The 25,967-nt window shown below is 69.1% G+C and carries 20 protein-coding genes and 1 pseudogene; 13 read left to right on the top strand and 8 right to left on the bottom strand.

From position 1 onward, the window contains the following. The first annotated feature begins 78 nt into the window (after positions 1–78). The 5 genes from QZ749_RS17370 to QZ749_RS17350 all read left to right on the top strand — a co-directional run bounded on the left by QZ749_RS17370 (position 79) and on the right by QZ749_RS17350 (position 8,523). Positions 79–1,383: an efflux RND transporter periplasmic adaptor subunit gene (locus QZ749_RS17370; protein WP_296949370.1), complete on the top strand. Its 1,305-nt coding sequence runs from the start codon at positions 79–81 to the stop codon at positions 1,381–1,383. A 25-nt stretch (positions 1,384–1,408) separates the two neighbouring features. Continuing rightward, positions 1,409–4,564, top strand: coding sequence for an efflux RND transporter permease subunit (locus QZ749_RS17365; protein WP_296949332.1), 3,156 nt, complete (start codon positions 1,409–1,411; stop codon positions 4,562–4,564). 8 nt (positions 4,565–4,572) lie between these two features. Then, entirely contained in the window at positions 4,573–5,997 is a 1,425-nt protein-coding gene (locus QZ749_RS17360; protein ID WP_296949330.1) for an efflux transporter outer membrane subunit, read from the top strand. Positions 5,998–6,189: 192 nt separating this feature from the next. After that, entirely contained in the window at positions 6,190–7,194 is a 1,005-nt protein-coding gene (locus tag QZ749_RS17355) for a hypothetical protein (RefSeq protein ID WP_296949328.1), read from the top strand. 63 nt (positions 7,195–7,257) lie between these two features. Then, a complete protein-coding gene (locus QZ749_RS17350; protein WP_296949326.1) occupies positions 7,258–8,523 on the top strand; it encodes an acetamidase/formamidase family protein in 1,266 nt (421 codons plus the stop codon). Positions 8,524–8,556: 33 nt separating this feature from the next. On the opposite strand, the gene hemW is transcribed toward QZ749_RS17350, so the two are convergent. Both hemW and rdgB read right to left on the bottom strand, forming a co-directional pair. Next, complete coding sequence (hemW, locus tag QZ749_RS17345) at positions 8,557–9,795, bottom strand: radical SAM family heme chaperone HemW (RefSeq protein WP_296949325.1); 1,239 nt, start codon at positions 9,793–9,795, stop codon at positions 8,557–8,559. Beyond that, positions 9,792–10,376, bottom strand: a complete 585-nt coding sequence (gene rdgB / locus QZ749_RS17340) for an RdgB/HAM1 family non-canonical purine NTP pyrophosphatase (protein WP_296949324.1) — start codon at positions 10,374–10,376, stop codon at positions 9,792–9,794. Before rdgB ends, hemW begins: the two co-directional genes overlap by 4 nt. A gap of 260 nt (positions 10,377–10,636) precedes the next feature. Here rdgB and QZ749_RS17335 point away from each other — a divergent pair, with 260 nt between their 5' ends. Beyond that, positions 10,637–11,479 carry a DUF6159 family protein gene (locus QZ749_RS17335; protein WP_296949323.1) on the top strand — a complete coding sequence of 281 codons (843 nt, stop codon included), beginning with the start codon at positions 10,637–10,639 and terminating at the stop codon, positions 11,477–11,479. A gap of 73 nt (positions 11,480–11,552) precedes the next feature. Then, complete coding sequence (locus QZ749_RS17330) at positions 11,553–11,798, top strand: hypothetical protein (RefSeq protein WP_296949320.1); 246 nt, start codon at positions 11,553–11,555, stop codon at positions 11,796–11,798. Position 11,799: 1 nt separating this feature from the next. On the opposite strand, the gene QZ749_RS17325 is transcribed toward QZ749_RS17330, so the two are convergent. From QZ749_RS17325 to QZ749_RS17315, 3 genes are read right to left on the bottom strand one after another with little or no spacing between them, the layout of a single operon-like run. Next, entirely contained in the window at positions 11,800–13,170 is a 1,371-nt protein-coding gene (locus QZ749_RS17325) for a HAMP domain-containing sensor histidine kinase (RefSeq protein ID WP_296949318.1), read from the bottom strand. Continuing rightward, positions 13,157–13,879 carry a response regulator transcription factor gene (locus QZ749_RS17320; protein WP_296949316.1) on the bottom strand — a complete coding sequence of 241 codons (723 nt, stop codon included), beginning with the start codon at positions 13,877–13,879 and terminating at the stop codon, positions 13,157–13,159. The genes QZ749_RS17325 and QZ749_RS17320 overlap by 14 nt, the downstream gene beginning before the upstream one ends. Positions 13,880–13,932: 53 nt before the next feature. Continuing rightward, positions 13,933–15,141, bottom strand: a complete 1,209-nt coding sequence (locus QZ749_RS17315; protein WP_296949314.1) for a pyridoxal phosphate-dependent aminotransferase family protein — start codon at positions 15,139–15,141, stop codon at positions 13,933–13,935. Between the two features lie 567 nt (positions 15,142–15,708). Here QZ749_RS17315 and QZ749_RS17310 point away from each other — a divergent pair. Together QZ749_RS17310 and QZ749_RS17305 are read left to right on the top strand one after the other, a co-directional pair. After that, positions 15,709–17,457, top strand: a complete 1,749-nt coding sequence (locus QZ749_RS17310; RefSeq protein WP_296949311.1) for an ABC transporter permease subunit — start codon at positions 15,709–15,711, stop codon at positions 17,455–17,457. A gap of 22 nt (positions 17,458–17,479) precedes the next feature. Further along, positions 17,480–18,241 (top strand): annotated as a pseudogene (locus QZ749_RS17305) (ABC transporter ATP-binding protein); the annotation flags it as partial. 283 nt (positions 18,242–18,524) lie between these two features. Here the strand turns inward: QZ749_RS17305 and rph are convergent. The 3 genes from rph to QZ749_RS17290 are packed head-to-tail and all read right to left on the bottom strand — an operon-like array spanning position 18,525 to position 21,235. Beyond that, positions 18,525–19,256, bottom strand: coding sequence for a ribonuclease PH (gene rph, locus QZ749_RS17300; RefSeq protein WP_296949309.1), 732 nt, complete (start codon positions 19,254–19,256; stop codon positions 18,525–18,527). A 36-nt stretch (positions 19,257–19,292) separates the two neighbouring features. Continuing rightward, positions 19,293–20,228, bottom strand: coding sequence for a PP2C family serine/threonine-protein phosphatase (locus tag QZ749_RS17295; protein WP_296949308.1), 936 nt, complete (start codon positions 20,226–20,228; stop codon positions 19,293–19,295). Positions 20,229–20,236: 8 nt separating this feature from the next. Further along, a complete protein-coding gene (locus tag QZ749_RS17290; RefSeq protein WP_296949306.1) occupies positions 20,237–21,235 on the bottom strand; it encodes a serine/threonine-protein kinase in 999 nt (332 codons plus the stop codon). A 167-nt stretch (positions 21,236–21,402) separates the two neighbouring features. Here QZ749_RS17290 and QZ749_RS17285 point away from each other — a divergent pair, with 167 nt between their 5' ends. The 4 genes from QZ749_RS17285 (at position 21,403) to QZ749_RS17270 (ending at position 25,960) form a co-directional block, all read left to right on the top strand. Continuing rightward, positions 21,403–22,290: a YicC/YloC family endoribonuclease gene (locus QZ749_RS17285; RefSeq protein ID WP_296949304.1), complete on the top strand. Its 888-nt coding sequence runs from the start codon at positions 21,403–21,405 to the stop codon at positions 22,288–22,290. Positions 22,291–22,558: 268 nt separating this feature from the next. After that, entirely contained in the window at positions 22,559–23,206 is a 648-nt protein-coding gene (gene gmk / locus QZ749_RS17280; protein WP_296949303.1) for a guanylate kinase, read from the top strand. An 82-nt stretch (positions 23,207–23,288) separates the two neighbouring features. Continuing rightward, positions 23,289–23,492, top strand: coding sequence for a DNA-directed RNA polymerase subunit omega (rpoZ, locus tag QZ749_RS17275; RefSeq protein WP_005665923.1), 204 nt, complete (start codon positions 23,289–23,291; stop codon positions 23,490–23,492). A 215-nt stretch (positions 23,493–23,707) separates the two neighbouring features. After that, positions 23,708–25,960, top strand: a complete 2,253-nt coding sequence (locus tag QZ749_RS17270) for a bifunctional (p)ppGpp synthetase/guanosine-3',5'-bis(diphosphate) 3'-pyrophosphohydrolase (RefSeq protein ID WP_296949286.1) — start codon at positions 23,708–23,710, stop codon at positions 25,958–25,960. Positions 25,961–25,967: the final 7 nt, after the last annotated feature.

The raw sequence follows: 25,967 nt of genomic DNA, 5'->3' as shown, positions 1-25,967 counted from the left end.
CTGCAGGACGGTTTTATCCTTTTTCTAATAAAAAGGAAGCATTCGATGCGCTCTGCCCACTCCCCTTCCCTGTTGCCCATGCGCATGTCCAGGATCGCCGCGAGTACCCTGATCGCCGTGGCCGCGCTGTCGGCCTGCGGTTCCAAGGACGACGCCAAGGCCGGCCCCGGCGCCGCCGCCGGCGCCAAGATGCCGGCGCCGCAAGTCGGCGTCATCACCGCGAAGTTCCAGCCGGTCGCGCTGGAAACCGAACTGCCGGCCCGTGCCCAGGCCATCCGTACCGCCCAGGTGCGCGCCCGCGTCAACGGCGTCGTCCTGAAGCGCCTGTTCACCGAAGGCAGCGTGGTCAAGCAGGGCCAGTCGCTGTTCCAGATCGATCCGGCCCCGTACCAGGCCCAGGTCAACGCCGCGCGGGCGGCCGTGGGCAGCGCCGAAGCCACCTTCACCTCGACGTCCGCGATCGTCGAGCGCTACAAGCCGCTGGTCGCGGCGAACGCCGTCAGCAAGCAGGAATACACCAACGCCGTCGCCGCCGCCAAGCAGGCCGAGGCCGAAGTCAATTCCGCCAAGGCCCAGCTGAAGATCGCCCAGATCAACCTCGATTATTCGAACGTCTACGCCCCGATCACGGGCCGCATCGGCCGCGCGCTGGTCACCGAGGGCGCGCTCGTCTCCGCCACCGAGGCGACCCAGCTGGCGCTGATCCAGCAGACCGATGCGATGTACCTGAACATCACCCAGTCGGCCCTCGAACTGCAGAACCTGCGCAAGAAGGCCGGCGGCAAGGGCATCGACGCGGCGCTGCCCGTCACCGTGGTGCTGGACGACGGCACCGTGCTGCCGCGCAAGGGCAAGCTGCTGTTCTCCGACGTGACCGTCGACGAGACCAGCGGCCAGGTCACGCTGCGCGCCGAGATCGCCAACCCGGACAACGCCCTGCTGCCGGGCCAGTACGTGCGCGTGCGCCTGTCCCAGGCCGAGCTGCCGTCGGGCATCCTGGTGCCGCAGCAGGCCGTCACCCGCGGCGGCGCCCAGGGCGATACCGTGATGGTGATCGGCGCCGACAACAAGCCGGCCCAGCGCACCGTCAAGATCGCCTCGCAGAACGGCGAGAACTGGGTCGTCGTCGACGGCCTGAAGGAAGGCGAGAAGGTCATGGTGGACGGCTTCCAGAAGCTGCAGATGCTGCCGCCGGGCACGCCGGTGCAGCCGGTCGCCTGGACGCCGGCCGCAGCGCCCGCAGCGCCCGCCGCCGCCGGCGCGCCGGCCGGCCAGCCGAATGCGGCCGGTGCCCAGGCCACGGCCGCCGCGGCGGGCAGCCGCACCCCGGCCAGCGGTTCGCCGGCCGCGGGCGCGAACACGCCGGCCAACGGCAACCGGTAAGACTCGACAGGAACAGGACTACCACATGGCACGTTTTTTCATTGACCGCCCCATCTTTGCCTGGGTGATCGCGCTGTTCATCATGGTGCTTGGCGGCGTCGCCATCAAGCAGCTGCCGATCGCGCAGTACCCGACCGTGGCGCCGCCATCGATCGTCGTCAGCGTCACCTATCCGGGTGCGTCGGCGCAGACGCTGGAGGATTCCGTCATCTCGATCATCGAACGCGAGATGAACGGTGCCCAGGGCATGATCTACATGGAATCGACCAGCCAGGCCAACGGCACCGGCTCGATCACCATCTCGTTCGAGACCGGCACCGACCCGGACCTGGCCCAGGTCGACGTCCAGAACCGCCTGTCGCGCGCCACCCCGCGCCTGCCGCCGGCCGTGACCCAGCAAGGCGTGCGCGTCGACAAGGCGCGCTCGAACTTCCTGCTGTTCACCATCCTGTCGTCGGACGACCCGAATACCGACAACATCGCGCTGGGCGACTACGCGTCGCGCAACGTGCTGCCCGAGATCCAGCGGATCAAGGGCGTGGGCCAGGCCCAGCTGTTCGGTACCGAACGCGCGATGCGCATCTGGATCGATCCGGCCAAGCTGGTCGGCTTCAACATGTCGCCGGCCGACGTGACCACCGCCATCAGCCAGCAGAACGCCCAGGTGGCGTCGGGCACCATCGGCGACCTGCCGCTGGCCAGGGGCCAGCAGATCAGCGCCACCGTGATCGTGACCGGCCAGCTGTCGAGCGTCGAGCAGTTCGGCAACATCGTGCTGCGCGCCAATCCGGACGGTTCCACCGTGCGCCTGAAGGACGTCGCCCGCATCGAGATCGGCGGCCAGGCCTATTCCACCACGGCGCGCCTGAACGGCAAGCCGTCGGCCGGCATCGGCGTGCAGCTGTCGCCGTCCGGTAACGCGCTCGAGACCGCGAACCTGATCAAGGCGCGCATGAAGGAGCTGCAGAAGTACTTCCCGAAAGGCATGAAGTACTCGATTCCCTACGACTCGACCACCTTCATCCAGATCTCGATCGAACAGGTGGTGCACACCCTGATCGAGGCGATCGTGCTGGTGTTCATCGTGATGTTCATCTTCCTGCAGAACTTCCGCTACACCATCATCCCGACCATCGTGGTGCCGGTGGCGCTGCTGGGTTCGTTCGCCTGCCTGCTGGCGATGGGCTTCTCGATCAACGTGCTGACCATGTTCGGCATGGTGCTGGTGATCGGTATCGTGGTCGACGACGCCATCGTGGTGGTGGAGAACGTCGAGCGCATCATGTCCGAGGAAGGCCTGCCGCCGCTGCAGGCCACGCGCAAGGCCATGGGCCAGATCTCGGGCGCGATCATCGGCGTGACCGTGGTGCTGATGGCCGTGTTCGTGCCGCTGGCGTTCTTCGCCGGCGCCGTCGGCAACATCTACCGCCAGTTCTCGGCCGTGATGGTGACCTCGATCGGCTTCTCGGCCTTCCTGGCGCTGTCGCTGACGCCGGCGCTGTGCGCGCACATGCTGAAACCCGTCGAGGCGGGCCACCATATGGACAAGAAGGGCTTCTTCGGCTGGTTCAACCGCAACTTCAGCAAGGGCGCCAAGCGCTACGAGGGCTTCGTCGCCAAGCTGCTGAAGCGCGCGGGCCGCTGGATGGTCGTGTTCCTGGTGCTGGTCGCCGTGGTCGGCTGGATGTTCACGCGCCTGCCGAACTCGTTCCTGCCGAACGAGGACCAGGGCTACGTGATCGCCAACATCCAGCTGCCGCCGGGCGCCACCGCAGAGCGCACCGGCACCGTGCTGCGCGCCATGGAAGACTACGTGCTCAAGCAGCCGGAAGTCGCCAACATGGTCGCCGTGACCGGCTTCTCGTTCTCCGGCCAGGGCCAGAACATGGGCCTCGCCTTCATCCCGCTGAAACCGTGGGACGAGCGCAAGGGCAAGGGCCACACGGCGCAGGACTTCGCCGGCCGCGTGACGATGCACATGGGCGCGCTGCGCGATTCGTTCATCTTCGTGGTGAGCCCGCCGCCGATCCCGGAACTGGGCACCGGCACCGGCTTCTCGTTCCGCCTGCAGGACCGCGGCGGCAACGGCCACGCGGCGCTGGTGGCCGCGCGCAACCAGCTGCTGGGCATGGCGATGCAGAGCAAGGTGCTGACCGGCATGCGTCCGGAAGGCCTGGAAGACGCGCCGCAGCTCAAGCTGAACATCGACCGCGACAAGGCGCAGGCCCTGGGCGTGACGTTCGCCGCGATCAACAACGCGCTGTCGACCTCGCTCGGCTCCTCGTACGTGAACGACTTCCCCAACGCCGGCCGCCTGCAGCGCGTGATCGTGCAGGCCGATGCGCCGCAGCGCATGCAGCCGGACGACCTGCTGCGCATCAACGCCCTGAACACCCAGGGCAAGCCGGTGCCGCTGTCCTCGTTCGCCAGCACCGAATGGGTCACCGGCCCGATGCAGACGATCCGCTACAACGGCTATCCGTCGATGAAGCTGACCGGCGAACCGGCCCCGGGCTATTCGACCGGCCAGGCGCTGGACGAGATGCAGCGCCTGGCGGCCCAGCTGCCGGCGGGCTTCGCCTACGAGTGGACCGGCCAGTCGCGCGAGGAAATCCTGTCCGGCTCGACCGTGTTCATCCTGATCGGCTTCGCCCTGCTGGCCGTGTTCCTGGCCCTGGCCGCGCTGTATGAAAGCTGGTCGATCCCGGTGGCCGTGCTGCTGGTCGTGCCGCTGGGCGTGCTCGGTTCGCTGCTGGCGGCCTCGATGCGCGGCCTGTCCAACGACGTCTACTTCAAGGTCGGCCTGATCACCATCATCGGCCTGGCCGCGAAGAACGCGATCCTGATCGTGGAATTCGCCAAGGACCTGCAGGCCGAGGGCAAGTCGCCGTTCGAGGCGGCGCTGGAAGCGGCGCACCTGCGCTTCCGCCCGATCATCATGACCTCGCTGGCGTTCATCCTGGGCGTGCTGCCGCTGGCCATCTCCAACGGCGCCGGCGCCGCCTCGCAGCACGCCATCGGTACCGGCGTGATGGGCGGCATGATCACGGCGACCGTGCTGGGCGTGGTGTTCGTCCCCGTGTTCTTCCTCGTGATCCGCAGCGTGTTCAAGGGCAGCAAGCGCCAGAACGAGTTGTACAAGCACCAGGAAGACGACAAAATCGCAGAATCGAAAGCCTGATCGAGACCATGAAAACAACGACCCTCATTCCCCTGACCATGGCCCTGGCGCTGGCCGGCTGCGTCAACCTGGCGCCCAAGTACGCGCGCCCGGCCGCGCCGGTGGCCGCCGGCTACCCGACCGTGGAAGGCACGGTCAACAGCGGCAACCCGGTCGCCGCCGACGCGCCGGTCAACATCGCCTGGCAGCGCTTCTTCGCCGACGCGCGCCTGCAGCGCCTGATCGAGCTGGCGCTGGCCAACAACCGCGACCTGCGCGTGTCGATCCTGAACGTCGAGCAGGCCCGCGCGGCCTACCGCATCCAGCGCGCCGACCGCCTGCCGACGATCAACGCGGCCGTCACCGGCAACCGCGTGACCACCGGCGAAGACCAGCCGATCAACAGCACCTACCAGGCCGGCCTGGCGGTGACCTCGTTCGAGCTGGACTTCTTCGGCCGCGTGCGCAACCTGAGCCAGGAAGCGCTGGCGCAATTCCTCGCCACCGAGGAAGCGCGCAAGACCGCCCAGATCAGCCTGGTCTCGCAGGTCGCCACGACCTACCTGACCTTCCTGGCCGACGAGGAATTGCTGGCGCTGACCCAGCAGACCCTCAAGACGCGCGAGGAATCGCTGCGCCTGACCCAGCTGCGCTTCGACAACGGCGTCTCGTCCAAGCTCGACCTGCAGCAGGCCGTGTCGCTGGTCGAGCAGGCGCGCACCACGCTGGCCCAGGCCCAGCGCCAGCGCGCCCAGGACGTCAACCTGCTGACGCTGCTGATCGGCCAGCCGATCCCGGCCGACCTGCCGCAGGGCGCGACGCTGGCGACGACCAACCTGCCCGACCTGCCGGCCGGCATGCCGTCGGACCTGCTGGCGAACCGTCCGGACATCCGCTCGGCCGAGCAGCAGCTGATCGGCGCCAACGCCAACATCGGCGCGGCGCGCGCGAACTACTTCCCGCGCATCACGCTGACCGGCAGCGCCGGCAGCGCCAGCACCGAGCTGTCGGGCCTGTTCAAGAGCGGCACCTTCGGCTGGACCTTCGCGCCGCAGGCGATCCTGCCGATCTTCGACTACGGCCGCGTGCGCGCCGGCGTCGACACGGCCAGGGCCGGCCGCGACATCGCCGTCGCCCAGTACGAGAAATCGATCCAGACCGCGTTCCGCGAAGTGGCGGACGCGCTGGCCGGCCAGGCGACCTACAGCGAGCAGCTGCGCGCCCAGCAGGCCGTGGCCCAGGCCGAAGCCGACCGCTTCAACCTGTCCGACCTGCGCTACCGCAACGGCACCGCCAGCTACCTCGACCTGCTGGACGCCCAGCGCTCGCTGTTCACCGCGCAGCAGCAGGCCATCCAGGCCAACCTGGCGCGCCTGCAGAACCAGGTGGTGCTGTACCGCGTGCTCGGCGGCGGCTGGAGCGAACCGGCCAATCCGGCCACGGCGGCGCGCTGACGCCTGCCGTCCCGGCGCGCCGGGACGGCGCCGCGCGTTTCCGCGCGCCATTGCATGGTCCCGACCGGGGCCGGTAGCGCGATTTCGGTATCATGAAATCGCGGACCGGCCCCGGTTTTTTTTCGTCTCCGAACTTGCGTCCCCGGGGCGGGTCTATCCGGTGCGGTCGCCCTTTGCGCCGCACCCGACACCATGCGAAGCTTCTTCCGCTCACACTGGAAAGTCATCGTCGGCATCGTGCTGCTGATCCTGCTGGCGCTGGTGACCGTGAATCCGCGCGCGGCCCCGCACGATGCGCCGCTGGCGCTGCGCCTGCAGGCGCACGCGGCGGCGCTGCAGGCGGCCGGCCTGCAGGCCGATGCCGCCGCGCGCCGGGCCGCCGCCGCGGCCTACGTCACGGACGCGCTGCGCCTGGCCGGCTACCGCGTGACGCAGGCGCCCGCGCAGGACGGCGGCGCCATCGAGGCGAGCCTCGGGAACGTCCCCGCCGGCACCCGCCCCGCGCGCACCTTCCTCATCGGCGCGCGCATCGATCCGGCGCGGCTGGCGGCGCAGCCGGATGCCGAGGCCGATGCCGACGGCGGCGCTCCGGCCCGCGCCACGGTCGACGACCCCGCCGCCGACGCCGCCGCCGTGCTCGAACTGGCGCGCCTGCTGAAACACGTGCGCCCCGGCCAGGGCAGCGCGATCCGCTTCGCCTTCTTCCTCGACGAGTCCGCCGCCGCAGCGGCGCGCGCCGGGCGCGACCCGGAACGGCGCCAGCACCGGCAACCCGCGCCGGGCAGCGGCAGCTTCATCGCCTTCGTCGGCACGCTGGCGGCCTCGCGCCCGGTGCGCGACGCCCTGGCGGCCTTCCAGGGCGCGTCCGCGCCGGCCGGCCGCGGCCTGGCGGCCCCGGCCTACGTGCAGGGCGTGACGCTGGCGGACCGCGCCGCCTACCGCGACGGCGGCGCCGGGCCCGCCCTGATGATCACGGATACCTCGTTCACCAGCTATCCCTACCGCCACGTCCGCCAGCGCGACGGCATGGACGCGCCCTGCCCGGGCGGCCGCGCGCCGGACGAACGACATGAAGAACGGCCCGCAGAACTGCCCGAAGCGCGGCCCGCAGCGCGACGCGACTACGACGGCCTCGCGCGCGTGGTCGCCGGCCTGGCCCGCACCGTCACGGCGCTGGCGGCGGCCAGGCAGGGCTAGCCTTCATATTTTCACCACAATCGCCCCGTACGCTGGCGGCTCCATCGTTCGACGGGGCGCGCCATGCATCGCATCGTTTTTCTCGTACTGCTGTTCGTCACACTATCCGCCCGCGGGGAGACCTGGCTGCTCACGGTGGACCGCTGGGGCACGCCCGCGGCGATGACGCTGGTGCTGGAGGAGCATGCGGGCCGCCTGTCCGGCACGCTCGACGGCGACGCGCTGGCGGGCTGGCGCCGCGGCGACCGGCTCGCCTTCGAGGTCGGCGACCGGCGCGGGCGGCGCTACGCCTACGGCGGCAGCATCGACGCCGCCGGTATGCGTGGCGACGCCGACTTCCCCGACACCAACGACGCCGCCGCGCGCGCACGCCATACGTTCAGCGCGCGCCGCCTGCCCGCGCGCGCCAGCGCCGCGCCGCAGCGCCACGTCTACGTCCCGGCCGACTATGCGAACGCGTTCAGCGCGACGCGCACGCCGGTGCTGACGATCTGGCCGGGCGATACGGTGCGCACGACCACCGTCGATTCCGGCGGCGTCGACGAGCGGGGCCGCACCCGTGCGCTGTACGGCAATCCGCAGACGGGACCGTTCTTCGTGATGGGCGCAGAGGCCGGCGACACGCTGGCGGTGCGCCTGGTGCGCCTGCGCCCGAACCGCGACTGGGCCGACAGCCTGGACGCCATCGTGGGCCGCGCGCAGGGAACCGGCCTGGCGGCCCGCGCGGCCGGGCTGGGCAAGCCGGTGCGCTGGACGCTGGACCGCGACCGGGGCCTGGCCAGGCCGGCGCAGGCGGGTCCGGGACTGGCCGGCTTCTCCCTGCCGCTGCGCCCGATGCTGGGCGGGCTGGCGGTGGCGCCGGACGGACCGGCCATCTCGACCGGCGACACCGGTCCCTTCGGCGGCAATATGGATTTCAACGAAGTCGTCGAGGGCAATACCGTCTACCTGCCGGTACAGCAGCCGGGCGCCCTGCTCTACCTGGGCGACGCCCACGCGCTGCAGGGCGACGGCGAGACCGCGCAGTTCGCGCTCGAGACATCGATGGAGGTCGAGTTCACGGTGGAACTCGTCAAGGGCAAGGCGATCCGGATGCCGCGCGTCGAATCGCCGACCCACATCATGACGCTGGGCCAGGCGGGCTCGCTCGACGATGCCGTGCGGGTGGCCACGGCGGGGATGGTGCAGTGGCTGCAGCAGGACTACGGCCTGAGCCTGTCCGAGGCGGCGGTCGTGCTGGGCAGTTGCGTGCAGTATGCGGTGGCCAACCTGGCGGGGCGCAGCGTGGGGGTGGCGGCCAAGGTCGACAAGCGGGTGCTGGGACGGTGAGGTAACGGGTCGGTCGGCGTCCGACCACCGACATCAATCCCCCAAGAACATCTCCTGCAAATCGTTGAGGAAGCGCTGCCCCAGTGCCGTCGGCCGGATCACCTTGAAATCGCGGTACAGCAAGCCCTTGGCTTCCGCCTCGTCGAGCGCCCGCTCGATCGCCGTGATCGGCATCCCGGTGCGCTCGCCGAACAGGTTCGGCGCGAAGCCTTCGGTCAGGCGCAGCGCGTTCAGCATGAACTCGAAACCCATGTCGCCGCGTCCGATCTCGTGCTCCTCGGCCACCGCGTTGCCCTTCCTGGCCGCCTCGATGAACGAGGCCGGCTGCTTGTAGCGCGCCTGGCGCAGCACGCGGTGCGGGAACGACAGCTTCGAATGGGCGCCGGCACCGATGCCGAGGTAGTCGCCGAACTGCCAGTAGTTCAGGTTGTGGCGCGCGCGCCGGCCCGGCCGGGCGTAGGCCGACACCTCGTAGTGCTCGTAGCCGGCGCCAGCGGTGCTGTCCAGGATCATGTCCTGGATGTCGGCGCTCTCGTCGTCGCTGGGCAGTTGCGGCGGGTACTTGGCGAAGACCGTGTTCGGCTCCATCGTCAGGTGGTACAGCGACAGGTGCGGCGGCGCGAACGCCAGCGCCGTGTCGATGTCCTGGCGCGCTTGCGCCAGCGTCTGGCCCGGCAGGGCGAACATCAGGTCGAGGTTGAAGTTGTCGAAATTGGCGTGCGCGATCTCCACGGCCCGCATCGCCTCCGCTTCGCCATGGATCCGGCCCAGCGCCTGCAGGTGCCGGTCGTTGAAGCTCTGGATGCCGATCGACAGGCGGTTGATGCCGCTGGCGCGGAACGACCGGAACTTCTCGGCCTCGAAGGTGCCGGGATTGGCTTCCATCGTGATCTCGGCGTGCAGGTCGAGCGGCAGCAGCGTGCGCACGTCCGACAACAGGCGGTCCAGGCCCGCGGCCGAGATCAGGCTGGGCGTGCCGCCGCCGATGAAGATGGTCTGGATCTTGCGGCCCCAGACCAGCGGCAGCGACATCTCCAGGTCGGCGCGCAGCGCGTCCAGGTATGCCTGCTCGGGAATGGGTTCCTTCGACTCGTGCGAGTTGAAGTCGCAGTACGGGCACTTGCGCACGCACCAGGGCCAGTGGATGTACAGCGACAGCGGCGGCAGCGCCGTCAGGTTCAGCGACCCCGGTTGCAGGTATTGCAGCGCAGCCTGGGCCGGCGAGCGCGGCGCGGCCCCAGGCAGGCTGGCGACAGGCTTGATCGGGATCATTTCAGTTTTTCCACCAGTGCGCGCAGGGCCTGGCCGCGGTGCGAGATGGCGTTCTTGTCGAGCGCCGACAGCTCGGCCGCCGTCTTGCCCAGCGCCGGCAGCAGGAAGTGCGGATCGTAGCCGAAGCCGCCCTCGCCGCGCGGCATGTCGACGATCTGCCCGCGCCAGACGCCGTCGGCGATCACCGGCTGCGGGTCGTCCGCATGGCGCACGTAGACCAGCACGCAATAGTAATAGGCCGACTTGTCGGCGTGCGCCGCCAGGTCGGCGATCAGTTTCGCGCTGTTGCGCGCATCCGACTTCGGCTCGCCCGCATAGCGCGCCGACAGCACGCCGGGCGCGCCGCCGAGGGCGTTCACGCACACGCCGGAATCGTCGGCCAGCGCCGGCAGGCCGGTCAGGCGCGCCGCATGGCGCGCCTTCTGCAGCGCGTTCTCGACGAAGGTGCCGAACGGCTCTTCCGCTTCGGGGACGTTGAACTCGCCCTGTGGATGCAGGTCGAAGCCGATCGGGGCCAGCAGCTGGGCGAATTCCTTGAGCTTGCCGGCGTTGTTCGAGGCGAGGATGAGGCGTTGGGTCATGGTGAGTGTTCGGTAATGGCGCGCCGTGGCGGCGGAAAGGCGCCATTTTACCGCCGTGGCGCCCGCGCCGCTGGCCGCGCCTTGCCGCGGATCGCCTGCCCGCCGCCGGTCCCGTGCCACGCCGCGTGTCGGTTAGTTGCATGAGTGAGCCAGAGCAATGCGGCGGGCCGTATGTGACAAAGCACGTACTTTCCGCAGCGCATTCCCGCTACCATGCGAGAGAACCCCGCCAGCCGGGCGGCAAACCTCGAGGAGCGACCATGTTCGACCGCATCCAGCGCAGTGTCGATCTCGTGCACGCCAGCATCCAGGTACTGCGGCAGGACAAGCACCTGCTGCTGTTCCCCGTGATCTCCTCCGTGGCACTGCTGCTCGTGCTCGCGGCGTTCGCCCTGCCGCTGTTCGGCGGCGCCGCGATCGACGGCATGCACGCGGGCGGCCTGTATTCGCTCGCCTTCCTGTTCTACGTCGTCCAGTATGTCGTCATCTTCTACTTCAACACGGCGCTGGTGGGCGCCGTCATGCTCCGGCTCGACGGCGGCAGCCCGACGCTGGGCGACGGCCTGCGCATCGCCAACGGCCGCTTCGGCGCCATCCTCGGCTATGCCGTCATCGCCGCGACGGTCGGCGTCGTCCTGCGCGCCATCCAGGAACGCCTGGGCTTCGTCGGCCGCCTCGTCGTCGGCCTGCTCGGCGCGGGCTGGGCGGTCGCAAGCTTCCTGGTCGTGCCGGTCATCGTGACGCGCGACCGCGGTGCGATCGGTTCGATATCGGAAAGCGCCGCCCTGCTCAAGCGCACCTGGGGCGAGAACCTGGCCGGCCAGGCCGGACTGGGCGTCGCCTTCACGCTGGCCTACGTCGGGCTGGCCATCGGCGCCGCCGGGCTCGCCGCGCTGGCGGCGCTGGCCCCGCATGCGCTCGCGCCGCTGCTGCTGGTCGCGATCGTGGTCACCGTCGTGCTGGCCTTCCTGGGCTGCATGCTGCTCCATACCACGCTGAGCGGCATCTATTCGGCCGTGCTGTACCGCTACGCGGCCGACGGCAAGGGCACGGCCGGGTTCGATACGGCCGCGCTGGCGTCGAGCTTCCGGCGCAAGTCCTGAGCGGCGATGCGGCGGGAGCCGCACCGGCGGTGCGCAAGCCGTACAATGCGCCTTTTATCCGGAAGATCCCGCCATGGAAACCGCCGACCAGCGCTACCTCGTCCAGCAGAACAAGATCAACGACGCCGACAAACCGCCCGTCTTCGCCCGGGTCATGCGCAGCAAGGAAGGCAGGTTCGAAGGCGTTTCCTTCATCAAGAACAAGGACAAGGCCACCGTGATGACGATGGCCGAGGCCGAGGAAGCCATCCGCTGGGCGACCCGGAAAAAGCCCAACGCGCACGAATACGCGACCAGGATCATCTGCGTGGGCCAGTAGGTCACCCCGCAAAGGTGATGCTGACCTCCAGTCCCGGCCCCGCATTGCGCAACTCGAACGCCGCCCCGTGCAGCTGCGCGATCGCCATCACGATCGACAGCCCCAGTCCATTGCCCGGCAGGTGCCGGCTCTGGTCGACGCGGTAGAAGCGCTCGGTCACCCTGTCCAGGTCCCCCTCCGGCACGCCCGGCCCGTAGTCGCGCACGGTGACCACGGCGTCGCGCCCGCGGTGGCGCACCTCGACGTCGACGTACAGGCCGGCGCGCGCGTACTTGATCGCGTTGTCGATCAGGCTGGCCAGCGCATTGGCCAGCAGGTGGCGGTCGCCGCGCACCGGCACCGCCTCGTCGCCCAGGAAGCGCAGCGCCACGCCCTGCTCCTCGGCGGCGGCCTCGTACAGTTCCGTCATGTCGCGTGCGATCTCGCCCAGGTCCAGCGCCTCGAACGAGCGGGTGCGCATGCCGGCTTCCGCGGCGGCGATCTGCAGCAGCTTGTCGAACAGCGAGATCAGGCCGTCGATGTCCTCGATCGCCAGGCGCGCGTCGGCCACCAGGGAATCGCGGTCGGCCGCGGCCTGCAGCGCGCGGTCGAGGCGGTTGCGCACCCGGCCCAGCGGCGTGCGCAGGTCGTGGGCGATCGAGTTCGACACGTGGCGCACGCCTTCCATCAGCGATTCGATCCGGTCCAGCATGCGGTTGATGTCGGCGCCCAGGCGCGCGAATTCGTCGTCGCCCTGCACGTCGATGCGGCTGGACAGGTCGCCGGCCGCGATGCGCGCCGCGGTGCGGCGGATGCGGCCGATGCGCGCTTCCAGGCTGCGCCGGAACAGCAGCGCGCCCAGGAAGGCCAGCAGTACCGACACCACGGCGCTGGCGGCCAGCGCGCGTTCGATCACGGTGCGGATCGCATCCAGTTCGCGCAGGTCGCGCCCCACCACCAGCACGGTGCCGTCGTCCAGGTGCTGCGCCAGCAGGCGCGCCGAGACGGGGGCGCCGTCGCGCTCGATGGTGGCGAAGGCCAGCTCGCCCGGCACCGGCAGGGCGCCGCGCCAGACCGGCAGGTTGCCGGCCAGGACGCGGCCGCGGTCGTCCAGCAGGCCGACGATCTCGATATCGCTGTCGATGCTGTCGTTGAGCTGGACGTCGATCTCGTGCTTGAGCGCCTGCGCGCCCTGGTCGTTCCAGGCCTGCACCATGCGCGCGGCGATGGCCGACACCTGGTTGTCGATCGAGCGCTCGAACACGCCCACGGTGCCCAGGTAGAACACCAGCGAGACGGCGGCCACGGCCACGGCCAGCAGCAGGCCGACGCCGACCGCCAGGTGCGCGGCGATCGAGCCGCGCAGGCTGAACGCGGGCCTAGCGGCTCGCATCCGCGCCCGCCTGCGCGTGGCCCAGCACCGGCGTGCTGCTCAGCACGTAGCCGGCGCCGCGCACCGTATGGATCAGCGCCGGGCTGAAGTCCTTGTCGACCTTGCCGCGCAGGCGGCTGATCTGCACGTCGATGACGTTGGTCTGCGGGTCGAAATGGTATTCCCACACGGATTCCAGCAGCATCGCGCGGGTGACGATCTGGCCTTCGTGGCGCATCAGGTATTCCAGCAGGCGGAACTCGCGCGGCTGCAGGTTGATGACGGTGCCGTGGCGCGACACGCGCTGGGTACGCAGGTCGAGCTGCAGGTCGGCCACCTGCAGCTGGTTGACGTCGCGCGACCAGGCGGCGCGGCGCGCCAGGTTTTCCACCCGCGCCAGCAGTTCCGACATGACGAAGGGCTTCGACAGGTAGTCGTCGCTGCCGGCGCGCAGGCCGTGCACGCGCTCGTCCACGCTGTTCAGGGCGGACAGGATCAGTACCGGGGTGGTGTCGGCGCGCGCGCGCATCTGCTCGAGGATGGCGACGCCGTCGACCTGGCCCGGCAGCATGCGGTCCAGCACGATCACGTCCCAGCGTCCCTCCTGCACGCGCGCGTTGCCGTCGGCGCCGTCGGCGCAGGCGACGACGTCGTAGCCGGCGGCGCGCAGGCCGGTGCACAGGTAGTCTCGGGTTTCGGCGTCGTCTTCGATGACCAGGCAATTAGGCATAAACAGTTTCGATGATGCGGCGGCTCGTGGCCCCCCGACTATAACAGGGAAATCTACAGGGTTGCGCCGAGGCGCGCCATCACGCCGACCACGTGGTCGATCTGGGCGCGCGTGTGGCCGGCGTTGAGCATGAAGCGCAGGCGCGCCTGGCCCGGCGGCACCGCCGGGAACTGGATCGCGTCGACGTGCACGCCCTCGGCGCGCAGCGCGCGGGCGAAGCGCTGGCAGCGTTCGGCGTCGCCGATCAGCACCGGCACGATCGGCGTGCTGGTGCTGGTCAGCGTGTAGCCCAGCGGGCGCATGCGCTCGACGAAGTAGCGCTGGTTGTCCCACAGGCGCGCGCGCCGCTCCGGCTCCTGCTCCAGCAGGTCGAGCGCGGCCAGCAGCGCGTTGGCCTGGTCCGGCGGCGGCGGGCAGGTGAAGCCGTAGGCGGAGCTGGTCAGGCGCAGCACGTCGGCCATCTCGCGCTCCAGCGCGACGAAGCCGCCGATCGCGCCGAGCGCCTTCGAGAGCGTGCCCATCTGCATGATGGTCTCGCTGTAGCAGCCGAAGTGTTCCGAGGTGCCGCCGCCGTGCGCGCCCAGCACGCCGGTGGCATGGGCGTCGTCGATGTACAACATGGCGCCGTATTTCTCCGCCAGCGCCGTCAGTTCCGGCAGCGGCGCGATCGTGCCTTCCATGCTGAACACGCCGTCGCTGACGATGATCGGACTGGCGCCGCCGGCCGCCTTCAGCAGCGACTCCAGGTGCGTCATGTCGGCGTGGCGGTAGGTGTGCTTGTCGGCGCCCGACATCAGGATGCCTTCGCGGATGCTGATGTGGTTGTACTCGTCCGTGAAGTAGGCGTACTTGCGGCGCTTCGATGGCCGGAAGCCGTGCAGGCGCGCCAGCAGGCCCGCCTTCACCAGCGTCGACAGCACGCCGATGTTGGTCATGTAGCCGGTGACGAACAGCACGGCGTCGCTCTTGTGCTTGAGCGCGCCCAGGCGCCGCTCGAGCTCGCGGTACACGGGCAGGTCGCCGCCCAGCAGGCGCGACTCGCAGTTGCCCACGCCGTAGCGTTCCAGGCCGGCCTTGGCCGCTTCCACCAGGCGCGGGTGGTTGGCCAGGGCCAGGTAGTTGTTGGTGCTGAAGGACACGGCTTGCTCGCCGCCCACCCGGAACACCGGGTCCGGCAGCGTGTCGTGCACGCTCGATTCGTGGTGGATGGCGTGGCTGTGCAGCCAGTCGGCGATTTCGCTGATGTCGTGCATGGCGGTCATGGCATGGTCCGGCAAGTGAAAGGCGCGCGGCGCTGCGGCAGCGCGGACCAGGCCAGTATAGGGGAGCGATGACACCGTAAATATTACAGTTCGGTAATATCCAGCAAGGGAAATCGTTCATTACCAAACGGTAATCCCACGCTGGATCGGCCTGCTCTATCATGGTTTCCGTTCCCAATGCGCCGGCACGGTCAGTGTCGGCGCCACCGGCGCCTGCCTCGCTCCCGCAAGCCGGACGGACCACCCTTTTTCAACTTTTATGGAGTCCCTTCCATGGGCACTTGTTCGAGTGGCAGTTGTCGCCGGCGTCGCGCCGGCCTCGCCTCGGCAAGATAACGGTTCTCTCCCCGCCGTCATCTCGACCGAGCTAGAGTGACGGCTTTTGCGTTCCGGTCCGCCGGGACGCTTTTTCTACGACGCCGGACGCGGTACCTCCTCCCGGAGGCGGCCGCGTCCAGCACCCGCATCCGCATCGACGATCGCACCCGGAAGGTATGCCGTTACGACGGAGATACCGATGTTGCGCACCCCTTTCGCCGGCCCGTGCCTGCGCTGAAAGGAACGATCATGTTCGAACTGTTCGTTCCCGGCCGCACCGGCCGCACCTTCCTCGCGACCACGCCCAACCGCTGGGACTGGGCCCTGCTGCCCCTGGTCCTGGCCGTGCTGGCCGGCGCCGCGCTGGGCGCCATGCAGATGGCGCGCCCGTTCGCGCTGGGCCAGCCGGACACGCTGGCGCTGCTGCCGGCGCGCCTGCCCTGGTACCTGCTGTGCACGATCCTGCGCATGTTCGCCGCGCTGGCCTGCTCGCTCCTGTTCACCTGCGCGTTCGCGGTCGCGGCCACGCGCTGGCGCGCCGCCGAGAAGATCCTGGTGCCGCTGCTCGACGTGCTGCAGTCGGTGCCGATCCTGGGCTTCCAGGCGATCGCCATCGCCCCCTTCATCGCGCTGTTCCCGGGGCGCATGCTGGGCGTCGAGTGCGCCGCCATCTTCGCCATCTTCACCTCGCAGGCCTGGAACATGGCGTTCAGCCTGTACCAGTCGATGAAGACGATCCCGCCCGAGCTGGCGGAGGCGGCGCGGGTGTTCCGCCTGTCGGCCTGGCAGCGCTTCTGGCGCCTGGAACTGCCGTTCGCCATGCCTTCGCTGCTGTGGAACATGATGATGTCGATGTCCGGCGGCTGGTTCTTCCTGGTCGCCGCCGAGGCCATCTCGGTGGCCGGCCAGGACATCAAGCTGCCCGGCATCGGCGCCTGGATCGCGGTGGCGATCGAGCGCAGGGACGGCGCCGCCATCGCCTGGGCCATCGGCGCCATGTTCGCCGGCATCGTGCTGGTCGACCAGCTGTTCTTCCGGCCGCTGCTGGCCTGGGCCGACAAGTTCCGCGTCGAGGAAACCGGCGCGCCGGGCGACGCCGCGCGCCGTTCCTGGCTGCTCGACTGGACCCGCCGCAGCCGCCTGGCGCGCGCCGCCGGCCGGCGCGCCCGGGCGCTGCTGGGACGCGTGCCCGGCTGGTTCCCCGTTGCCGCCCGCGCCGACGCCGGCGCCGGCGCGCCGGCGCCGCGGCGCCCGGCCCCGCCCTGGCACGCGCACGCCTTCGACGCCGCGCTGGCCGTGCTGGCGCTGCTGGGGGCCTGGCGCTTCCTGCTGTTCGTCCACGCGCAGGTCGGCTGGGACGAGGCGCTGCACGTGGTGGCCCTGGGCGGCATCACCCTGGCGCGGGTGCTGCTGCTGATCGCGCTGGCCTCGCTGTTCTGGGTGCCGGTGGCGGTGTGGATCGGCCTGCGTCCGTGGTGGGCGCAGAAGGTGCAGGCGGTGGCCCAGTTCCTGGCGGCCTTTCCCGTCAACCTGATGTTCCCGCTGGTCGTGTACGGCATCGTGCACCTGCGCCTGGCGCCGAACGTCTGGCTCAGCCCCCTGATGGTGTTCGGCACCCAGTGGTACATCCTGTTCAACGTAGTGGCCGGCGCGTCGACGCTGCCGGGCGAGCTGCGCCTGGCGGCCGGCAACCTGGGCCTGCGCGGCTGGCTGTTGTGGAAGCGGGTCTACCTGCCGGCCGTGTTCCCGAGCTTCGTCACCGGCGCCATCACCGCCAGCGGCGGCTCGTGGAACGCGGCCATCGTGGCCGAATACGTCACCTGGGGCAAGACGGCGCTGGTGGCCGACGGCCTGGGGAGCTACATCCGGCGCATGACCGATGCCGGCGACTTCCACCGCATCGCCCTCGGCATCGGGGTGATGTGCGTCTTCGTGATGCTGTTGAACCGCGTGTTCTGGCGCCGGCTGTACCTGCTGGCCGAGGACCGCAGCCGTTGATGATCGACACCGGGAGAACACCATGAACACCACACTGATCGAACTGCAGGACGTCGCCAAGGTCTTCCACGCCGCCGGCGGCGGCGCGCGCACCGTGCTGGAAGGCGTCGATTTCGCGCTGCACGACGGCGAGATCGTCGCCCTGCTGGGCAAGTCCGGCTCGGGCAAGTCGACCCTGCTGCGCATCATCGCCGGCCTGGTGGCGGCCGACGCCGGGCGCGCCTGCTACCGCGGCAGGCCGATCGCCGGGCCGCTGCCGGCCATCGCGATGGTCTTCCAGTCCTTCGCGCTATTCCCCTGGCTGACGGTGCGCCAGAACGTCGAGCTGGGACTCGAGGCCCAGGGCATGGCGCCGGCCGCGCGCGGCGCGCGCGCCGGCGCGGTGCTGGAACTGGTGGGCCTGTCCGGCGTCGGCGCCGCGCTGCCGCGCGAGCTGTCGGGCGGCATGCGCCAGCGCGTGGGCATCGCCCGCGCCCTGGCCACGCAGCCGGACGTGCTGCTGATGGACGAGGCCTTCTCGGCGCTGGACGTGCTCACCGCCGAGACCTTGCGCAACGACATCCTCGACCTGTGGGACGGCGGCCGCATCCCCACCCGCGGGATGCTGGTGGTGTCGCACAATATCGAGGAAGCGGTGACGATGGCGGACCGCATCGTGATCATGTCGAGCGATCCGGGGCGCATCCTGCACGAGATCCGCATCGACCTGCCGCGCCGGCGCGCGCCGGACGCGCCCCAGGTCAAGGCATTGATCGAGCGGGTGTACGGGTTGATGACGCAGCGCGTCCCGGCGTAGGGTGGACGGGTCCCCCGTCCACGCGTTCAACCATCGTACGATGGCCATGCGCATGCGGTCGACGCGACGCCGTGTGCGGATTCGACGCAGAGCGGGTGTACGGGTTGATGACGCAGCGCGTCCCGGCGTAGGGTGGACGGGTCCCCCGTCCACGCGTTCCACCGTCGTACGATGGCCCATGCGCATGCAGTCGACGCGACGCCGTTTGCGGATTCGACGCATCATGTGGCGCGTATCGCCGCGTGGACGGCACAGCCGTCCACCCTACGCATCACGCCAGGCCGAGGGAACGCTTCTGCAGGACGACCAGTTCCTCGATGCCCTTCTGCGCCAGGTCCAGCAGCCGGTTCATGCCCGCGCGGTCGAACGCTTCCCCCTCGGCCGTGCCCTGCACCTCGACGAAGTGCCCGGCCTCGGTCATGACCACGTTCATGTCGGTATCGCAGCCCGAATCCTCGACGTAGTCCAGGTCCAGCACCGGCACGCCGCCGACCACGCCGACCGAGATCGCCGCGACGAAGTGCCTGACCGGCACCGTCGCGACCAGGCCCGCCGCGGCCAGCTTGGCGAACGCGTCGTAGGCCGCGACCATGGCGCCGGTGATCGACGCGGTGCGGGTGCCGCCGTCGGCCTGGATCACGTCGCAGTCCAGGTGCAGCGTGCGCTCGCCGAAGGCCTGCAGGTCGAAGGCGGCGCGCAGCGAGCGGCCGATCAGGCGCTGGATTTCCTGGGTGCGGCCGGACTGCTTGCCGCGCGCCGCCTCGCGGTCCATGCGCGAATGCGTGGAGCGCGGCAGCATGCCGTATTCCGCCGTCAGCCAGCCCTGCCCCTTGCCCTTCAGGAAGCCCGGCACTTTCTCCTCGATGCTGGCGGTGCAGATCACCTTGGTGTCGCCGCATTCGATCAGCACGGAGCCTTCGGCGTGCCTGGTGTAGTCGCGGGTGATGCGGATGGCGCGCAGCTGGTCGACGGCGCGGCCGCTCGGGCGGGTGGTGACGCTCATTGATGTCCTTTGTCGGTGGTGATGGTGATGATGGGGTTACTTGAGCAGCTGCGAGGATTTCTCGATCGCGCTGCGGATCTCGGCGATCGCCTTCTCGATGTCGTCCTCGTCGAACGGGTCCGGCTCGGCCGGCGCGGCGGCGGCGACGGCGGGATCGATGCGGGTCGTGACCTCGCCTTCCGGCAGCAGCTGGGTCGAGACCACGCTGTCGTCCCCGGCCGACAGCGCCGCGCCCGCGCCCTGCCACTGGATCGCCAGCGCCGTGGTGTTGTCGGCGCGGCTGCCGCCGATCGCGGTGGCCATGCCGATCATGTCCGGCACCGCCTGCACGATGGTGCGGGTGGAGAGCTGGTGCGCGATCTCGCGGTCGGGCAGCATCGACCACAGGCCGTCGGAACACAGCAGCAGCACGTCGCCCGGCTGCAGGCTGGCCTGGCGCGAGATCTCGATGCGCGGCGCGGTCGAGGCGCCCAGGCAGCTGTACAGCTTGTTGCGGTCGGGATGGGTGCCGCGCTCGGACGGGTCGGCCAGGCCGCGCGCGATCAGGTGCTCCAGGTGCGAATGGTCGCGCGTGCACGCCAGCACCTGGCCGCGCCGCAACCAGTACAGGCGCGAATCGCCGCAGTGGGCCCACACGGCGCAGTTGTGCTGCACCAGGCAGGCGACGATGGTCGTGCGCGGGCTGTCCGGCATCGCGCGCTCGCGCGCATGGCGCACGATGTCGCGGTGCGCCTGCAGCAGCCCTTCCTCGAGGAAGCGCTCGGGCTTGCGCACGTAGGGCGCGGCCTGGGCGCGGAACTGCGCGGCCATGCTCTGCAGGGCGACGGTGGCGGCGACCTCGCCGCGCAGGTGGCCGCCCATGCCGTCGGCCAGCACCAGCAGCAGCGCGTCGCGCGTGTACAGGTAGCCCATGCGGTCCTGGTTGACCTTGCGCCCGCCGATGTGGCTTTGCTGGTAGACGGAAAATTGCATGCGGCCTCCTAGCTGCGCCCGCGCCCGAGGGCGCCGATGCGGCCGACCAGGCCGCGCCAGCCCGCTGCCGGCGTCGCGGCCGGCGCTTCCCCGCGCGCCGGCGCCGCCTGCGCGCGCGCCGCGTCCAGGCCGGCCTGCAGCACCTTCTGCACCGCGAACACGCTCTGCGGGCGCGCCAGCGGATCGAGCGCCAGGCAGGACGTCACCATCGCCACCAGTTGCGGCGAATACCCAGACGGCAGGCGGGCCAGGCGCGCGGCCATCTCGTCGCCCGCGCGGCGCTGGTCGGCCGGCTGCGGCGGCGCGCCCGCCATGCAGGCGTAGATGGCGGCGCCGATGCTGTAGATGTCGGTCCAGGGGCCCAGCGGCAGCGCCTTGTTGTACAGCTCGGGCGGCGCGAAGCCGGGCGTGTACATCGGCGCCAGCGCCGGCACGTCGCCGCCCACGGTCTGGCGCGCCGCGCCGAAGTCGAGCAGCAGCGGCGAGCCGTCGGTACGCAGGTAGATGTTGGCCGGCTTGAGGTCCAGGTGCAGCAGCTTGTTGGCATGGACTTCGCGCAGGCCGGCGCAGACGCCGTGGAACACGCGCAGGATGAAGGCTTCGGCGGCGCGGCCGCCGCGCGCCACCAGGTGGCCGACGTGCTCCTGCAGCGAGTGGCCGGATTCGTAGGCCATGACCATGTAGACCGTGTCGTTGGCGCGGAAAAAATTGAGCACCCGTACCACGTTCGGGTGCACGATGCGCGCCAGCGCCCTTCCTTCCTCGAAAAAGCATTTCAGGCCGATGCGGAACACCGGCAGGTTGGGCCGCGACACGACCGGCACCAGCTCGCCGGGCTGGCGCAGGGCCAGCGCGCTCGGCAGGTATTCCTTGACGGCGACCGCATTGCCGTCGCCATCATATGCAAGATAAACAATACTGAACCCGCCGGACGCAATTTTCTTTACAATGCGATATCCGCCAATTTCTAGCCCATCAGGAAGGGGTGCGTTATTTTGGGCAGCCATTTGGGAAAAGTATTCCTTGCTAAACACGGCGATTGTGTGGATAAATCACCGCTTTGTAAAGAATAAAGGGATTTCGAAAATCCTTGACGTTCGCGGCAAGCACGCCGCGCGGCGCGGGGCGTTGGCGAGATCCCATGAAACCGGGGATTCCATTGAGCATTTCTAGCATGACAGGGTATGCGGTTGCCACCAGCGAGGGTGCTGCCGGCACGCTGACGATCGAGATCAAGAGCGTCAATTCGCGCTTCCTCGACCTGCAATTCCGCATCAACGACGAGCTGCGCGCGCTGGAACCGGACCTGCGCTCCGCGATCATGGCCGCGATCTCGCGCGGCAAGGTCGAAGTCCGCCTGTCCTTCGGGCGCAAGGCCGCGAGCGGCTCGCAAGCCCTGAACCACGACCTGCTGGCCGACCTGGCGCGGCTGCAGTCCGAAGTCACGCGCCACTTCGTGTCGGCGCCCCCGATGACGGTGGCCGAACTGCTGCGCTGGCCCGGCGTCATCGAGGAAGCGCAGATCGGCCAGGAATCGCTGCAGGCCGACGTCGCCGCCCTGGCGCAGAAGACCATCGCCGCCTTCGTCGACAGCCGCAGGCGCGAAGGCGCAGCGCTGGAAGCGATGCTGCTCTCCCGCATCGAGTCGATGGAAGCCATCGTCAAGCGCATCACCCCCCTGATCCCGCAAGTCATCGCGCAGTTCCAGCAGAAGGCCGTCGAGCGCATGCAGGACGCCCTCGGCCTGGCCGGCCACGGCAACCCGACCGTATTGACGCGCCAGGAAGTGTTCGAACGCATCCGCCAGGAAGTGACGCTGTACGGCATCCGCATCGACGTCTCGGAAGAGCTGTCGCGCCTGACCGCGCACCTGAACGAGACCCGCCACATCCTCAAGAAGGGCGGCCAGGTCGGCAAGCGCCTCGACTTCATGATGCAGGAACTGAACCGCGAGGCGAATACGCTGGGCGCCAAGGCTTCCGTCAAGGAACTGGCGGACGCGTCGATGGAACTCAAGCTGCTCATCGAGCAGATGCGCGAGCAGGTGCAGAACCTCGAATAATCCGACAAATCGGGGTCAGAGCCCGGTTTACACGGGTGGGCACTGACCCCGACTGACTAGGATCGGGGTCGGAGCCCGGTTTTCCCGGGTGGGCTCTGACCCCGACTGACTCAAGTGTCGCCCCCTTCAGGCGACGTTGGACGCGTGGACGGCGGAGCCGTCCACCCTACGTAGGGTGGACGGGTTCCCCGTCCACGCGTTCAATTGCATTATGCTCAGACGTAATGCGACAATCACCGCAATACACGTAATACAAAGGAAAATCACCATGCTCACGACCGCCTTCTCCGGCAGCCTGTTCATTGTCGCCGCCCCGTCCGGCGCCGGCAAATCGACCCTGGTCAATGCCCTGCTGGCGCAGGAGCCGGGCATCAAGCTGTCGATCTCGACCACGACGCGCCCGCCGCGCCCGGGCGAGCAGGATGGCGTGCACTACCACTTCACGACCGCCGAGGATTTCGTCGCCCGCGCCGAGCGGGGCGAATTCCTGGAATGGGCCGAGGTGCACGGCAATTATTACGGCACGAGCCGCTTGAGCGTGGAACAGGAAATGAAGACCGGCACCGACATCCTGCTGGAAATCGACTGGCAGGGCGCGCGCCAGGTGAAGAAGCAGTTCCCGGACGCCGCCGGCATCTTCATTCTGCCGCCGTCGATCGCGGCGCTCGAAGAGCGCCTGAACAAGCGCGGCACCGACGAGCCGCACATCATCACGCGTCGGCTGCTGGCGGCCGGCGGCGAGATCGCTCACGCTCCCGAGTTCGAATATGCTATCATCAACGAAGAGTTCAACGTCGCCCTGTCCGAGCTGGTGGCGATCGTCAAGGCGACACGTTCGCGCTTTGCCCAGCAGGCAGCCCGCAACGCCTCGCTGTTTGCCCAGTTGGGAATCCACGCACACCAGCCGAACGGCTGACATTCGGGACCGCAGCCCGTCCTGCCCCGCTTGACTGCCCCGCTCGATTTTTTCCAATTTAGCCTGTCCCAGGAGTAAAACCATGGCCCGCATCACCATCGAAGATTGCCTGAAAAACGTCCCGAACCGTTTCCAGCTGACCCTGGCTGCCACCTACCGCGCCCGCCAGTTGCTGCAAGGCCACACCCCGAAGGTCGAAGCCAAGGACAAGCCGACCGTCGTCGCCCTGCGCGAAATCGCCGCAGGCAAGGTCGGCCTGGAAATGCTGAAAAAGGTGCCGATGTAATCCGTCCGCGGCTCGACCCGGACAGTCCAACGTCGTCCCCGCATGGGTGGGGCCCCGATTTGCCGGCGTCGCGCGACGCCGGCAGACCCTGGGTCCTCCGCCTGCGCGGGGACGACGTGCGTTTGGGCGCCCGCGCGCCCGCTCGCACCCGACTTGCTCAATCAGCCCTTTATTCTGATATCCTGCTTTCACACAGCGGCTGATTCTCATAGAGTATGACTTTGTCTTCACCGGATTCCATCCACTCAGGCTCCACTTCCAAGGCGACCCGGCCCGGCCGCGCCGTCGCCAGGCCGCCGGAAGCCGAAGCCCCGCCCGCGCCGGGCGTCGCCTCGATCACCCAGCTGGCCAACAAGCTGGCCGAATACCTCACGCCCGTCGAACTCAAGCGCGTCAAGGAAGCCTATCGCTTCTCCGACGAGATGCACCTCGGCCAGGTGCGCAAGTCGGGCGAACCCTATATTTCCCACCCGATCGCCGTCGCCGAGATCTGCGCCGACTGGAAGCTCGACGCCCAGGCCATCATGGCCGCGCTGCTGCACGACGTGATCGAGGACCAGGACGTCAAGAAGGAAGAGCTGATCGAGCGCTTCGGCGCGCCGGTCGCCAACCTCGTCGACGGCCTGTCGAAGCTCGAGAAGATCGAGTTCCAGAGCGTGGTCGAGGCCCAGGCCGAGAACTTCCGCAAGATGCTGCTGGCGATGGCGTCGGACGTGCGCGTCATCCTCATCAAGCTGGCCGACCGCCTGCACAATATGCGCACGCTGGGCGTGATGGCGCCGGCGAAAAAGCGCCGCATCGCCGGCGAGACGATGGAAGTCTACGTCCCGATCGCGCACCGCCTCGGCCTGAACGACATCTACCGCGAACTGCAGGACCTGTCCTTCTCGCACCTGTATCCGCTGCGCTACCAGACCCTGTCCAAGGCCATCAAGGCGGCGCGCGGCAACCGCCGCGAAGTGGTCAAGAAGATCCTCGACGCGGTCAAGAACCAGCTGGCGGCCGCCGGCATCGCGGCCGAGGTCTACGGCCGCGAGAAGACCCTGTTCGGCATCTATAAAAAGATGCGCAACAAGCACCTGTCGTTCTCGCAGGTACTGGACGTGTACGGCTTCCGTGTCGTCGTCGACTCGATCCCGAACTGTTACGTGGCGCTCGGCACCCTGCACGCCCTGTACAAGCCGATGCCCGGCAAGTTCAAGGACTACATCGCGATCCGCAAGATCAACGGCTACCAGTCGCTGCACACCACCCTGATCGGCCCCTACGGCACCCCGGTCGAATTCCAGATCCGCACCCAGGAGATGCACCGCACGGCGGAATCCGGCGTGGCCGCGCACTGGCTGTACAAGACGGGCGACCAGAACATGTCCGACCTGCAGCAGCGCACCCATGCCTGGCTGCAGTCGCTGCTCGACATCCAGCAGCAGACCGGCGACTCGGCCGAGTTCCTGGAACACGTCAAGGTCGACCTGTTCCCCGACTCCGTCTACGTGTTCACGCCGAAGTCGAAGATCATCGCCCTGCCGCGCGGCGCCACGCCGCTGGACTTCGCCTACAGCATCCACACGGGCATCGGCGACCACACGGTGGGCGTCAAGATCAACCACGAACCCGCCCTGCTGCGCACCGAGCTGCACAACGGCGACATCGTCGAGATCGAGACCGACCCCGATTCGCGTCCGAGCCCGACCTGGCTGTCGTTCGTGCGCACCGGCAAGGCGCGCTCGGCGATCCGCCACTACCTGCGCACGATCAACCTGAACGAATCGGTGGAACTGGGCCAGGAACTGCTGGCCCAGGCGCTGGCCCAGCTGGGCATCCGCACCGAACTGGCGCCGGTCACCATCGAGCGCCTGCTGGCCGAATCCTCGGCCAAGTCGATGGACGAGCTGTACGCCGACATCGGCATCGGCAAGCGCATGCCGGCGCTGGTGGCGCGCCACATCTTCGGCATGCTCGACGCCGACGTCGACGTGCAGCCGGCCCAGCCCAGCGGCGGCGGCGGCGCCGAGCTCGACCCGGTCACGATCTACGGCAGCGAAGGCGTGGCCGTGCAGCTGGCGCCGTGCTGCCTGCCGATCCCGGGCGACCAGATCATCGGCCAGCTGCGCCGCGACCAGGGCCTGGTCGTGCACACGGCCGACTGCTCGCAGGCCAAGCGCCTGCGCGCCAAGGAGCCGGACCGCTGGATCGCGGTCCAGTGGGGCGGCGAGCTGAACCGCCGCTTCGACTGCCGCATCCGCCTCCTGATCAACAACGAGAAGGGCATCCTGGCGCGCGTGGCCGCCGAGATCGGCGAATCCGACGCCAACATCACCTATGTCGGCATGGACGAGGACGACGAAGCCATGATGACCCAGCTGCGCTTCACCATCCAGGTGAAGGACCGGGTGCACCTGGCGCACCTGATCCGCAACCTGCGGCGGGTGGCGGGCGTCAATCGCGTGGAGCGCGAGCGGGCGTAGCGATCGG

This window comes from uncultured Massilia sp., assembly GCF_913773735.1.
In the GTDB taxonomy this organism is placed as follows: domain Bacteria; phylum Pseudomonadota; class Gammaproteobacteria; order Burkholderiales; family Burkholderiaceae_D; genus Telluria.
Note: the sequence above shows the minus strand (reverse complement) of the source record. Positions and strands in the feature narration are given on the sequence as shown.

What these genes read in the sequence shown, in the direction of transcription:
- gmk (WP_296949303.1), top strand. Translation starts at nt 22,559, where the DNA reads ATGCTCACGACCGCCTTCTCCGGCAGCCTGTTCATTGTCGCCGCCCCG.
- QZ749_RS17365 (WP_296949332.1), top strand. Translation starts at nt 1,409, where the DNA reads ATGGCACGTTTTTTCATTGACCGCCCCATCTTTGCCTGGGTGATCGCG.
- rph (WP_296949309.1), bottom strand. Translation starts at nt 19,256, where the DNA reads ATGAGCGTCACCACCCGCCCGAGCGGCCGCGCCGTCGACCAGCTGCGC.
- rpoZ (WP_005665923.1), top strand. Translation starts at nt 23,289, where the DNA reads ATGGCCCGCATCACCATCGAAGATTGCCTGAAAAACGTCCCGAACCGT.
- QZ749_RS17285 (WP_296949304.1), top strand. Translation starts at nt 21,403, where the DNA reads ATGACAGGGTATGCGGTTGCCACCAGCGAGGGTGCTGCCGGCACGCTG.
- hemW (WP_296949325.1), bottom strand. Translation starts at nt 9,795, where the DNA reads ATGATCCCGATCAAGCCTGTCGCCAGCCTGCCTGGGGCCGCGCCGCGC.
- QZ749_RS17335 (WP_296949323.1), top strand. Translation starts at nt 10,637, where the DNA reads ATGTTCGACCGCATCCAGCGCAGTGTCGATCTCGTGCACGCCAGCATC.
- QZ749_RS17325 (WP_296949318.1), bottom strand. Translation starts at nt 13,170, where the DNA reads ATGCGAGCCGCTAGGCCCGCGTTCAGCCTGCGCGGCTCGATCGCCGCG.
- QZ749_RS17270 (WP_296949286.1), top strand. Translation starts at nt 23,708, where the DNA reads ATGACTTTGTCTTCACCGGATTCCATCCACTCAGGCTCCACTTCCAAG.
- QZ749_RS17360 (WP_296949330.1), top strand. Translation starts at nt 4,573, where the DNA reads ATGAAAACAACGACCCTCATTCCCCTGACCATGGCCCTGGCGCTGGCC.
- QZ749_RS17355 (WP_296949328.1), top strand. Translation starts at nt 6,190, where the DNA reads ATGCGAAGCTTCTTCCGCTCACACTGGAAAGTCATCGTCGGCATCGTG.
- QZ749_RS17295 (WP_296949308.1), bottom strand. Translation starts at nt 20,228, where the DNA reads ATGCAATTTTCCGTCTACCAGCAAAGCCACATCGGCGGGCGCAAGGTC.
- QZ749_RS17320 (WP_296949316.1), bottom strand. Translation starts at nt 13,879, where the DNA reads ATGCCTAATTGCCTGGTCATCGAAGACGACGCCGAAACCCGAGACTAC.
- rdgB (WP_296949324.1), bottom strand. Translation starts at nt 10,376, where the DNA reads ATGACCCAACGCCTCATCCTCGCCTCGAACAACGCCGGCAAGCTCAAG.
- QZ749_RS17290 (WP_296949306.1), bottom strand. Translation starts at nt 21,235, where the DNA reads ATGGCTGCCCAAAATAACGCACCCCTTCCTGATGGGCTAGAAATTGGC.
- QZ749_RS17315 (WP_296949314.1), bottom strand. Translation starts at nt 15,141, where the DNA reads ATGACCGCCATGCACGACATCAGCGAAATCGCCGACTGGCTGCACAGC.
- QZ749_RS17370 (WP_296949370.1), top strand. Translation starts at nt 79, where the DNA reads ATGCGCATGTCCAGGATCGCCGCGAGTACCCTGATCGCCGTGGCCGCG.
- QZ749_RS17310 (WP_296949311.1), top strand. Translation starts at nt 15,709, where the DNA reads ATGTTCGAACTGTTCGTTCCCGGCCGCACCGGCCGCACCTTCCTCGCG.
- QZ749_RS17330 (WP_296949320.1), top strand. Translation starts at nt 11,553, where the DNA reads ATGGAAACCGCCGACCAGCGCTACCTCGTCCAGCAGAACAAGATCAAC.
- QZ749_RS17350 (WP_296949326.1), top strand. Translation starts at nt 7,258, where the DNA reads ATGCATCGCATCGTTTTTCTCGTACTGCTGTTCGTCACACTATCCGCC.